This is a genomic window from Neorhizobium sp. BETTINA12A, from assembly GCF_023006485.1.
Taxonomy (GTDB): Bacteria; Pseudomonadota; Alphaproteobacteria; order Rhizobiales; family Rhizobiaceae; genus Neorhizobium.
The window spans coordinates 15,700-27,295 of the sequence record NZ_JALBGW010000056.1 but is presented as its reverse complement, the minus strand read 5'-3'; the positions used below and the strand labels follow the sequence as shown (position 1 = coordinate 27,295).

The following is an 11,596-nucleotide window of genomic DNA, read 5'->3' as shown; positions in this document are numbered from 1 at the left end:
CGAGCGACCGCGCCCCCGAACCCTCGCGGCGGCGGGCTGCCAGGAAGGCGCGCAGGTCGGCCGGACGCAGAGTATGGATATCTGAGATTTTCGCCGGACCTGCCAGATGTCCGGTTAGAAACGTCAAGAACTGCCTCGTGTCGCGCTCATAGGCATCCAGCGTGTTCTGCGAAAGCCGGCGCTCGCTCGCCAGGCTCTCCAGCCATTCCTTGCGTTTTTCGGTCAGATCCGGCGCGGCGATAATCAGCAGTTCGTTCAAGATCTGACCCGTTGAATTTCGAGAGGTTGCGCCCCAGATTGCTCTGGACGGCGTTACGAAATCCCTAAACCTGCCTTAGTCCTGGGTAACGATGTCATCGTTCGATCATACGGGGCTGCGATACCAAGCAGGTCCTGCCTGCGGGAGTTTCTATGGCGCGCCGTGATTCTACGACCACTCTTGGACAGTTCGCGGAAACAATCGCCCTCGTTTCACAAGGCAGACCTGGTCACATCGTCGACACGCTGATTGCCGAACGCGGCCAGCGGATCGTTCAGAACCCGCTCTGGCCGGTGATGCGGCCGTTTCTCTATACGCTGCTGCGCTACGGTCGGGCGATCAAATTCGCCAACGACATCTCCACGCTCAATGGCTTCCAGTGCTTCGAATACATGAGCAACCTCCTGAAGCTGGATGTCACGGTCGCCAATGCCGAGCGTATTCCCGAAAAGGGCGGTTTCATCCTGGTCAGCAACCACCCGACCGGCATTGCCGACGGGGTTGCCGTCTTCGACCTCCTGAAGGCGCGGCGTCCGGACATGATGGTTTTCGCCAACCGAGATGCGGTGCGCGTCAATCCGCGTTTTTCCGAGATGATCATTCCCGTTGAATGGCGGGAGGAGCACAAGACCAAGCTCAAGGCTCGCGAGACGCTGGTTCTCACCAACAAGACCGTCGAGGACGGCAAGGTGATGGTGCTGTTTCCTTCGGGGCGCATCGCCTATTGGGCGGAGGGTAAACTGAACGAGCGTCCGTGGAAGACATCCGCCGTCAGCCTCGCGCGCAAATACAATATGCCGATCCTGCCGATCCACATGCGGGCGCGCAATTCCGGCCTGTTCTACTGGTTCGCCAAATGGTCGACCGAGCTGCGCGACATGACGGTGTTCTACGAACTCCTCAACAAGAAGGGCGACCATTTCGATTTCACCGTGGGCCAGATGATCCCGCCGAGCGCGTTGGATGGCGATATGACGGAGGTCACCAAGGCGCTTGAACAGCACACGGTGTTCGAGCTTGCGGCCGATGGCGACGCGACGTTCAAGCCTGCCGAGAAATCGCAGACGGCTTCGGCGGCATGAAGGGCATGCCTCCCGCGGATACAGCTCCACTGGACATAGGCGTTGTGATTGCTCCGCTGGGCAACCCGCTCCCGGGTGATATCGTGGTGCTCGCCGAGACCGCCAGGCAGGAAGGTTATAACCATATCCTGCGGATCGCCGAGGAGTGGTCCGCGGGGATCAATCGTTTCGAGCGACGCGGCGAAAGCCTGCTCGGCGCCCACGATCAGGGGCGGCTGATCGCCGTCGGCGGGATGACGGCCGAGCCGTCGCGGGGCGACTGGCTGCGGATGCGCCGCTTTTATGTGTCGCGGCAATACCGGGGCAGGGGGATTGGCAGGTGTCTTGCCGAACACCTGCTCGAACACGCCCGCTCCTTCACGCCGGTGGTGACGGTCCATGCCGGCAGCGACGATGCCATCAGTTTCTGGCAGGCCATGGGGTTTCAGGCGCTGACGGGCGAGAGCTATACGCATATCCTGAGCCTCGCCTGAGCGACATTTTTTCATCCCGTTGTTCGGCTGGGCCCGCTCTTCGGCTAGGAATGGAGCATGCTGCTTCGCTCGATGTTTGCCGCCAACTACCGCTCGCTGCGCTCGATCCGCATGGATCTGGCCGGTGTAAACCTGTTCATCGGCGAGAACGGTGTCGGAAAGTCCAACCTTTACCGCGCCTTGCAGCTGGTGCAGGCGGCGGTTCGCGGCAATCTGGCCTATGAGATCGCGGCCGAAGGCGGCATGGCCTCGGCGCTCTGGTCCGGCCAGCGCCGGCAGGAGAAGAATTTTCGCATCAGGCTGGAGGTCGAGGTTCTTGATGAAGAGCGGGCGGTGACGTTCCGCTACCGGGTCGAGGCAGGGCTTCGTCCGCCTATCGATGCGGCGGGCTTTGCCTTCGAGCCGCAGGTGAAGGAAGAGGAGCTTGTCGTTGAAACCGGTGCGCGGCCCGTGACGATGATAAAACGTACCGGGCCGGGGATCATGGTGCGTGGGACAAGCGGTCGCATGGAGGAGTATCCCGAAAAGGCGATGACCTCGGAAACGGCAATCGCGCTGCTCGGCGATGCCGGCCACTATCCGGAAGCAGGGGCTTTTCGGCGATTGATCGACGGCTGGCGGTTCTTCCATGGTTTTCGAACGGATCGCGATTCCAGCCTGCGGCAGCCCTGCCTTGCCGTTACCTCGCCGCTGCTGGATCAGGACGGAGGGAACATGGCGGCGGTGTTCGCGACACTCGTCCACACCCGCGGGGATACGGTGGAGCTCGACCGTGCCGTTGCTGCGGCTCTGGGCGGGGCGAAACTGCATGTGCCTGAGCCAGGCGAATATGCGGAATTCGGCCTGATCTTTCCGGATCTCCCCAAACGGGTGTTTCAGCCGCGCGAGCTTTCCGACGGGCAGATCCGTTTCCTGGGGCTCGCTGCGGCGCTGATGTCCTATCGCCAGCCGCCGCTGATCGCGCTCAACGAGCCGGAGGCGAGCCTGCATCCGGACATGCTGCCGCCGCTGGCGGACATGGTCGCCCAGGCTGCTCGCCACAGCCAGATCTGGATCGTCACCCATTCCGAACTGCTCGCTTCAGCCGTTCAGGAACGTTGCGGCACGCGGCCGCGGCGGGTGATCCGCAGGCAAGGCGCCACCTGGATCGACGGCATGCGGCTGACCGGCGTCATAGACGGTGAAGAGGATGACGAGTAGCCGTCTTTAGGGTTCACTTTTGTTCCGGGTTTGGGCATGGTCGCCGCCCATGGGCATAGATTCGTCCGATCTCTTCGGTTCGCTGTTTGAAGCGCCGTCATTGGTGAGGGTGGTGCCGGTCCTGGTGCCGCTGCCGGTGCCGGTTGCCTACAGCTATGCCGTGCCGGAAGGGGTGCATGTGGAGCCCGGTTCGGTGGTCCAGGTGCCGGTCGGGCCGCGGCAGCTGATCGGCGTCGTCTGGGACGGGGAGAACGACGACAAGCTCGATCCCAAGAAGCTGAGGCCGCTGACCCTCGTTTTCGATTGCCCGCCGCTTTCCAAGGAAATGCGCGATTTCGTCGACTGGGTGGCGAGCTATACCCTCTCTCCACCGGGCCTAGTGGCGCGCATGGCAATCCGCGCACCGGCGGCACTCGATCCGGAGCCGATGGTCGAGGGCCTGCGCTATCTTGGCGGCCAGCCGGAGCGGTTGACACCGGCGCGTGCCCGGGTGCTCGATCTTGCCGCCGAAGAGGAGATCCCGTGGACGCGTAGCGGGCTGGCGCATGCCGCCGGCGTCTCGATGAGCGTCGTCGACGGGCTGACCGCGCAGGGAATTTTCGAGACCGTCTTCCTGCCCCCGCCGCCGGTCGTGGCAAGGCCCGATCCGGACTATATCAGCCCGCGCATCGAGGGGCCGCAGAAACAGGCGTCCGTGGACATCCTGGAATCGATCCGGGCGGGAGGATTCTCCGCCTCGTTGATCGACGGCGTCACCGGCTCGGGCAAGACGGAGGTCTATTTCGAGGCGATCGCCGAAACCTTGAGGCGCGGAAAGCAGGTGCTGATCCTGCTGCCGGAAATCGCGCTGACATCGAGCTTCCTCGAGCGTTTCCAGGAACGGTTCGGCGCCAAGCCCGGCGAATGGCATTCGGACCTTGCCCCCCGCATGCGCGAAAAGGTCTGGCGCGGCGTGGTGACCGGCGAGGTGAAGGTGGTGGCCGGCGCACGTTCAGCGCTGTTCTTGCCGTTCGAGGATCTCGGCCTGATCATCGTCGACGAAGAGCACGACCCTGCCTACAAGCAGGAAGACCGGGTCTTCTACAATGCCCGCGACATGGCGGTGGTGCGGGCCCGGATCGGGGATTTTCCGATCGTGCTGGTTTCCGCGACGCCTTCGGTGGAGAGCCAGGTCAACGGCTTGGCCGGCCGCTACAACACCGTGCACCTGCCGACCCGTTTCGGCGATGCGGCGATGCCGGACCTGCATCTGATCGACATGCGGCGCCACCCGCCGGAGCGCGGCGGCTTCCTGTCGCCGGTGCTTTTGCGGGCCATGAAGAAAACCCTGGAGCGGAACGAGCAGTCGCTGCTTTTCCTCAACCGGCGTGGTTATGCGCCGCTGACCCTCTGCCGCGTCTGCGGCCACCGGTTCCAATGCCCGCAATGTTCGAGCTGGCTGGTGGAGCACCGGTTCAAGAGCCAGATCCAGTGCCATCAATGCGGTTATTCGGAGCGCACGCCGGAAGCGTGTCCCGAATGCGGGACCTTCGACCACCTCGTCGCCTGCGGCCCGGGTGTCGAGCGGATTGCCGAGGAAGTCGAAAAGCATTTTCCGGAAGCGCGGACGATCGTCATGTCGTCGGACCTGCTCGGCGGCGTCAAGCGCATGCGGCTGGAGCTGGAGGCGATCGCCAAGGGCGAGGCTGATATCGTCATCGGCACCCAGCTGGTCGCCAAGGGCCACAATTTTCCACTGATGACGCTGGTCGGCATCGTCGATTCCGATCTCGGGCTTTCGAATGGCGATCCGCGCGCCGCCGAGCGCACTTTCCAGCTTCTGAGCCAGGTGACCGGCCGCGCCGGGCGAACCGGCCTCAAGAGCCATGGCCTGCTGCAGACCTTCCAGCCGCAGCACCCGGTGATGCAGGCGATCGTCTCGGGCGATGCCGGAGCGTTTTACCAACGCGAGATCGCCGAGCGCGAGAAGGCGATCCTGCCGCCGTTCGGCCGGCTTGCCTCGCTGATCGTCTCCGCCGATACCCGGGCGGATGCGGAAACCCATGCGCGGGGCCTCAGAGCCGCCGCGCCAAAGGTCACCGGCATTTCGGTGCTCGGTCCGGCGGAGGCGCCGCTGGCGCTGGTGCGCGGCCGGCATCGCTTCCGGCTCCTGGTGCATGGACGCCGCAATTCCGACATGCAGGCGTTTCTGCGGGCTATGCTGGAAAACGGCCCGAAACAGCGCGGCTCGGTACAGATCCAGCTCGATATCGATCCGCAGAGTTTTCTTTAGCGGAGTGGCTCAGCCCGGCGGTAGGCCGCCGAGATAGAGGATGCTGCGGTTCGGCAGCTTGTCGAGCAGGGCATGCAGGGCCGGATCGGGAAAACGTTTTTCGAAGGGTTGCGCCCAGGCGATGTCGTCGGCATGGAGCTTGATCTCCTCCTGCTTCACGCCGGCTTTTGTATCGAATGCCTGGGGGGTGTCGATGCCGGCGGCGGCGGTTTTCACCAGTCGGCCCAGCGCCGCGTTGCGCTCGGCATAGAGATCCTTGCCGTTGGCCGCGGCGAGCTCGGCAATGGTGACGAGCGGGGCCGCGGCGAAGAGATGGTAGTGGAGGGCGCGGGCGCGGCGGTCCATTTCGAGCGGCAGCGTGCCGTCCGGGCGGATCTGGGCGATGCCGACACGGAAACTCTCCATGCCCCAATCGGTCAGGTCCTCGCGGCTTGCGGCAATGCCGGCAGCCATGGCCGCAAAACCGCTCCAGTAACGATGGTTGTTGCGGCCATCCATCTTGTTATCGCGATCATCGTAATAGGTCATGTTCCGCTCGGCGATCCTCGCCAGCCAGTGCGGAACGGCCTCGGTCGCGGAAGCTGGCACCCCACGCGCGGAGCGGACTTTAAGCCAGGCCACCGAAAACGCACCCAGCATCCAGCCTTGCACGTAAACCGCCTGGTTGCTGGACATCGGACCGGAGAGAACTCCGGAACGGGCGAGCGTCGAAAGCCAGGATGCGGCGCAGACGGCGGAGGATGCATCACCCGTCGTGCGATACCGGTCGGCCATCGCCTCGATCTTCCGTGCGGCGGCCTGCAGGGGCTTCACCGCGTCGTCATAGGCCTGCTTGCGGGCGGGATCGATGACCGAGTGGGCCTTGTCGCTATAGTAATCTGCCGTCTCAAGGCCGGCCAGGAGGTTCGGCGCCGGCCCGCATTTCTCCGGGGTTGTGGCCGCCGCCGCTGTGGGCGGATTGTCCCAGGGGCTTTTTACCATCTGGTCGGCGAGGGCAGGCGAGAGGCGTGAGACCGCGATCGCGACAGCCAGGGCCGAGAGCCGGAAAATTCTTGTCGTCGTCGTCATTCCGTTTCTCCTGATCGGCTGCCGCATCGTCCAACCGGCCCGAGAATTCGCCGTTTTTCGACTTGTTTACCCAAATGGTTATAATCGAACGAATCGAATGAAACGAGGGCCGGATGGAACTCTATTTTCCCACGGAATTCGGCGAACGGGTCGCCTTTGTCTGTGCGGCGGTAACCGCTGCGCTCGGTCTTCTCGTTTTCCTGTTTCCCGCTTTCGTTCTGCGCCTGACGGCATTCCAGATCGGCGAGGTTCGGCCGGAAGGTTATGCCGCGGTCCGATCCACCGGCGCCCATCATCTCGGGTTCGGCCTGGCGGCGATCATGCTCGCCCAGGACTGGATCTACATGACACTCGGTATCGCACTCGGATTTGCTGCCCTGGGGCGGCTGCTGTCGTGTGCCCTGGATCGAGGCTTCACCCTCAGAAACGTAGCATTTTCCCTACTTCAGGTTGCGCTCGCCGGCGGGCCGCTCGCCTATGTCTTCGGCTATATCTGACGCATAATTCGAAGATTGCAGGCGGTTGCCTGCCGAAAATCCTTCCGCTTCCGGTATAAAATCGCTCTCAGCCCTTGCGTGTCCGGCTTTTTCCGTTATCAGGCGTGTTGCGAGTCCTTACAGCCTATGCTAGACGGACCGCGAAAGTCGGAAAGGGTAGGGCGCAAGCTCTGCAGGTTCTGAGAAAAAATCAAACGATTTCAAGCTCTTGCTTCACCTCTCCCATAGGGTCTGGCGCTTGGATGGCAATACAGGGAAACTGTGCCCGTGGCTGACACGTCCCAGCTTATTTCCGGTGTAGCGGAGCGTTATGCTTCCTCGCTTTTCGAACTGTCTCTCGAGGCTGGTTCGGTCGACAAGGTCGGTGCCGATCTTGATCGTTTTCAGGCGCTGCTGGATGAGAGTGAAGACCTGCGACGCCTGGTCGCAAGCCCGGTATTTTCCGCCGAGGACCAGCAGAAGGCCGTGATCGCCGTGGCCGAGAAGGCTGGCATTTCCGGTCTCGTCGCCAATTTCCTGAAGGTGGTCGCCGGCAATCGTCGTCTTTTCGCGATGCCGGGCATGATCCGCGCCTTCCGCCAGATCGCCGCAGAGCATCGCGGTGAAATCACTGCCGAGGTTACCTCGGCGCATGCGCTGTCCGCAGCGCAGGAAAACGAACTCAAGTCGGCGCTGAAGGGCGTAACCGGCAAGGACGTGGCAATCGCCGTGACCATCGACCCGTCGATCCTCGGCGGACTGATCGTCAAGGTCGGTTCTCGTCAGATCGACACTTCCCTTCGCACCAAACTTTCCACCCTTAAGCTTGCACTGAAAGAGGTTGGCTGATGGATATCCGCGCCGCGGAAATTTCCGCAATTCTGAAAGACCAGATCAAGAACTTTGGCCAGGAGGCTGAAGTTTCCGAAGTCGGACAGGTTCTGTCCGTCGGCGACGGCATTGCCCGCGTCTACGGTCTGGACAATGTCCAGGCTGGCGAAATGGTCGAATTCCCGGGCGGCATCCGTGGTATGGCGCTGAACCTCGAAGCCGACAATGTCGGCGTCGTCATCTTCGGTTCCGACCGCGCGATCAAGGAAGGCGACATCGTCAAGCGGACCGGCGCCATCGTCGACGTTCCGGTTGGTCCGGAACTGCTCGGCCGCGTCGTTGACGCGCTTGGCAACCCGATCGACGGCAAGGGCCCGCTCAACGCGACCCGCCGTTCGCGCGTCGACGTCAAGGCTCCGGGCATTATCCCGCGCAAATCGGTTCATGAGCCGATGTCGACCGGCCTCAAGGCCATCGACGCGCTCATCCCAGTCGGCCGCGGCCAGCGCGAGTTGGTCATTGGTGACCGCCAGACCGGCAAGACCGCTATCATTCTCGACACGATCCTCAACCAGAAGGCCATTCACGACAACGGCCCGGACTCGGAAAAGCTGTTCTGCGTCTACGTCGCCATCGGTCAGAAGCGCTCGACGGTTGCTCAGTTCGTGAAGGTTCTCGAAGAGCGTGGCGCTCTGCAGTACTCGATCATCGTTGCCGCGACTGCTTCCGATCCGGCTCCGATGCAGTACTTGGCACCGTTCGCCGGCTGCGCCATGGGCGAATACTTCCGTGACAACGGCCAGCATGCCCTGATCGGTTACGACGACCTTTCCAAGCAGGCCGTCGCCTATCGTCAGATGTCGCTGCTGCTGCGCCGCCCGCCGGGCCGCGAAGCTTATCCGGGCGACGTGTTTTACCTGCATTCCCGCCTTCTGGAGCGCGCTGCGAAGCTCTCCGACGAGCGTGGCAATGGCTCGCTGACGGCTCTGCCGGTCATCGAAACCCAGGGTAACGACGTTTCGGCCTTCATTCCGACCAACGTGATCTCGATCACCGACGGCCAGATCTTCCTTGAAACCGACCTGTTCTACCAGGGTATCCGTCCGGCCGTTAACGTCGGCCTGTCGGTTTCCCGCGTCGGTTCGGCCGCACAGATCAAGGCGATGAAGCAGGTTGCCGGCTCGATCAAGGGCGAACTCGCCCAGTATCGTGAAATGGCCGCCTTCGCCCAGTTCGGCTCCGACCTCGACGCCTCGACGCAGCGCCTGCTGAACCGCGGCGCACGCCTGACGGAACTCCTGAAGCAGCCGCAGTTCGCGCCGCTGAAGACGGAAGAGCAGGTCGCAGTGATCTTTGCCGGCGTCAACGGCTACCTCGACAGAATAGCGGTCGCCCAGGTCGGCAAGTTCGAGCAGGGCTTCCTCTCGTACCTGCGTTCCGAAGGCAAGGCTATCCTCGATGCGATCCGCACCGAGAAGCAGCTTTCCGACGACACGCGTGCGAAGCTGAAGGCTGCTCTCGACAGCTACGCCAAGTCGTTCGCCTGAGAACGGATCAAGCCCACTAACCCCCAGGGGACCGATAACGGATGCCTTCACTTAAGGATCTGAAAAACCGGATCGCCTCCGTCAAGGCGACGCAGAAGATCACCAAGGCGATGAAAATGGTTGCCGCGGCGAAGCTGCGCCGTGCCCAGGAGGCGGCCGAGGCCGCCCGTCCTTACGCGGAACGCATGACCAAGGTGCTGGCCGGCCTTTCGGCCGCCAATGCCGGCAATGCGGAAGCGCCGCTGCTGCTTTCGGGCACGGGCAAGGACCAGGTTCATCTGCTGATCGTTGCGACCGGCGAACGCGGTCTGGCCGGGGGCTTCAACTCCTCGATCATCCGCCTCGCACGCGACCACGCGCTGAAGCTGCTTGCCCAGGGCAAGACGGTGAAGATCATCACCGTCGGCCGCAAGGGCAACGACATCCTGCGCCGCACCTTCAAGGACAACATCGTCGACTACGTGACGTTCCGCGAAATCAAGCAGCTCGGTTTCGCCCAGGCCGACGAGGTGGCACACAAGGTGCTCGCACTCTACAATGCCGGCGAATTCGACATCGCGACGCTGTTCTATGCGCGCTTCCAGTCGGTGATCTCGCAGGTGGCGACCGCTTCGCAGATCATCCCGGCCAAGTTCGATGCGACGCAGGCTGCGGATGCCTCCTCGGCGCTCTACGAATACGAGCCGAGCGAGGAGGAAATCCTCGAAGACCTGCTGCCGAAGAACGTCGCGGTCCAGATCTTCCGGGCTCTGCTCGAAAACAACGCTTCCTTCTATGGCGCGCAGATGTCCGCAATGGACAACGCGACGCGCAATGCCGGTGACATGATCAACAAGCTGACGCTTTCCTACAACCGTCAGCGCCAGGCACAGATCACCAAGGAACTTATCGAAATCATTTCGGGCGCGGAAGCGCTCTGAGGTAAAGAAAGAGGGTAAGAATCATGGCTACCGCAACGGGCACGTCCCTCGGCAAGGTGACCCAGGTTATCGGCGCTGTCGTCGACGTCACTTTCGACGGCGAACTGCCGGCGATCCTGAACGCGCTTGAAACCGACAACAACGGCAATCGCCTCGTTCTCGAAGTCGCGCAGCACCTCGGCGAAAGCGCCGTCCGCACCATCGCAATGGACTCGACCGAAGGTCTGGTTCGTGGTCAGCACGTCACGGATACCGGCGCTCCGATTACCGTTCCGGTCGGTCCGGAAACGCTCGGCCGCATCATGAACGTCATCGGCGAGCCGGTCGACGAAGCCGGTCCGCTGGTCACTTCCGGCAAGCGCGCCATCCACCAGGAAGCACCGGCTTATGTCGAGCAGTCGACCGAAGGCCAGATCCTGGTTACGGGTATCAAGGTCGTCGACCTTCTCGCGCCTTACGCAAAGGGGGGCAAGATCGGCCTCTTCGGCGGTGCAGGCGTCGGCAAGACGGTTCTCATCATGGAACTCATCAACAACGTCGCGAAGGCACACGGCGGTTACTCCGTGTTTGCAGGCGTCGGTGAGCGTACCCGCGAAGGCAACGACCTTTACCACGAAATGATCGAATCGGGCGTCAACAAGCATGGCGGCGGCGAAGGCTCCAAGGCAGCGCTGGTTTACGGCCAGATGAACGAGCCGCCGGGCGCCCGCGCCCGCGTCGCTCTGACGGGTCTCACCATCGCTGAAGACTTCCGCGACAAGGGCCAGGACGTCCTGTTCTTCGTCGACAACATCTTCCGCTTCACCCAGGCAGGTTCGGAAGTGTCGGCTCTGCTCGGCCGTATTCCTTCGGCCGTGGGTTATCAGCCGACGCTGGCCACCGACATGGGCCAGATGCAGGAACGCATCACCACCACGACCAAGGGCTCGATCACCTCGGTTCAGGCCATCTACGTTCCCGCCGACGACTTGACCGACCCGGCACCGGCAACCTCGTTCGCCCACTTGGACGCAACGACGGTTCTGTCGCGTTCGATCGCCGAAAAGGGCATCTACCCGGCCGTCGACCCGCTCGACTCCACCTCGCGTATGCTCGACCCGCTGGTCGTCGGCGAAGAGCACTATGACATCGCCCGCAAGGTCCAGTCGACCCTGCAGCGCTACAAGGCTCTCCAGGACATCATCGCCATCCTCGGCATGGACGAACTGTCCGAAGACGACAAGATGACCGTCCAGCGCGCCCGCAAGATCGAGCGCTTCCTGTCCCAGCCGTTCTTCGTCGCCGAAGTCTTCACCGGTTCGCCGGGCAAGCTCGTCGCCCTCGAAGACACGATCAAGGGCTTCAAGGGCCTCGTCAACGGCGATTACGACCATCTTCCGGAAGCCGCCTTCTACATGGTCGGCTCGATCGAAGAAGCCATGGAAAAGGCCAAGAAGCTGGCCGAAGCCGCCTGATCTTGAACGAGGAC

Annotated in this window: 11 protein-coding genes; 9 read left to right on the top strand and 2 right to left on the bottom strand. The window is 62.7% G+C overall.

Annotated elements, in window-relative coordinates:
* A partial coding sequence (locus MOV61_RS15515) for a site-specific integrase (protein WP_247137223.1) occupies positions 1-259 on the bottom strand: 259 nt, incomplete at its 3' end.
* A gap of 152 nt (positions 260-411) precedes the next feature.
* Here MOV61_RS15515 and MOV61_RS15510 point away from each other — a divergent pair.
* From MOV61_RS15510 to MOV61_RS15495, 4 genes are read left to right on the top strand one after another with little or no spacing between them, the layout of a single operon-like run.
* Positions 412-1,341, top strand: coding sequence for a GNAT family N-acetyltransferase (locus MOV61_RS15510; RefSeq protein WP_247137222.1), 930 nt, complete (start codon positions 412-414; stop codon positions 1,339-1,341).
* A gap of 44 nt (positions 1,342-1,385) precedes the next feature.
* Complete coding sequence (locus MOV61_RS15505) at positions 1,386-1,814, top strand: GNAT family N-acetyltransferase (RefSeq protein ID WP_247137221.1); 429 nt, start codon at positions 1,386-1,388, stop codon at positions 1,812-1,814.
* A 57-nt stretch (positions 1,815-1,871) separates the two neighbouring features.
* Positions 1,872-3,014, top strand: a complete 1,143-nt coding sequence (locus tag MOV61_RS15500; RefSeq protein ID WP_247137220.1) for an AAA family ATPase — start codon at positions 1,872-1,874, stop codon at positions 3,012-3,014.
* A gap of 49 nt (positions 3,015-3,063) precedes the next feature.
* Positions 3,064-5,286, top strand: coding sequence for a primosomal protein N' (locus tag MOV61_RS15495; protein ID WP_247137219.1), 2,223 nt, complete (start codon positions 3,064-3,066; stop codon positions 5,284-5,286).
* A gap of 9 nt (positions 5,287-5,295) precedes the next feature.
* On the opposite strand, the gene MOV61_RS15490 is transcribed toward MOV61_RS15495, so the two are convergent.
* On the bottom strand, positions 5,296-6,354 hold the full coding sequence (locus tag MOV61_RS15490; protein ID WP_247137218.1) for an alginate lyase family protein: 1,059 nt from the start codon (positions 6,352-6,354) through the stop codon (positions 5,296-5,298).
* 113 nt (positions 6,355-6,467) lie between these two features.
* On the opposite strand from MOV61_RS15490, the gene MOV61_RS15485 reads away from it, so the two are divergent.
* The 5 genes from MOV61_RS15485 (at position 6,468) to atpD (ending at position 11,582) form a co-directional block, all read left to right on the top strand.
* Positions 6,468-6,851, top strand: a complete 384-nt coding sequence (locus tag MOV61_RS15485; RefSeq protein WP_247137217.1) for a DUF4345 domain-containing protein — start codon at positions 6,468-6,470, stop codon at positions 6,849-6,851.
* 261 nt (positions 6,852-7,112) lie between these two features.
* Positions 7,113-7,679 carry a F0F1 ATP synthase subunit delta gene (locus tag MOV61_RS15480; RefSeq protein ID WP_247137216.1) on the top strand — a complete coding sequence of 189 codons (567 nt, stop codon included), beginning with the start codon at positions 7,113-7,115 and terminating at the stop codon, positions 7,677-7,679.
* Positions 7,679-9,208 carry a F0F1 ATP synthase subunit alpha gene (gene atpA, locus MOV61_RS15475; protein WP_247137215.1) on the top strand — a complete coding sequence of 510 codons (1,530 nt, stop codon included), beginning with the start codon at positions 7,679-7,681 and terminating at the stop codon, positions 9,206-9,208. The genes MOV61_RS15480 and atpA overlap by 1 nt, the downstream gene beginning before the upstream one ends.
* Before the next feature lie 41 nt (positions 9,209-9,249).
* A complete protein-coding gene (locus MOV61_RS15470) occupies positions 9,250-10,128 on the top strand; it encodes a F0F1 ATP synthase subunit gamma (protein WP_038590766.1) in 879 nt (292 codons plus the stop codon).
* A 23-nt stretch (positions 10,129-10,151) separates the two neighbouring features.
* Positions 10,152-11,582, top strand: coding sequence for a F0F1 ATP synthase subunit beta (gene atpD / locus MOV61_RS15465; protein ID WP_247137214.1), 1,431 nt, complete (start codon positions 10,152-10,154; stop codon positions 11,580-11,582).
* Positions 11,583-11,596 lie beyond the last annotated feature (14 nt).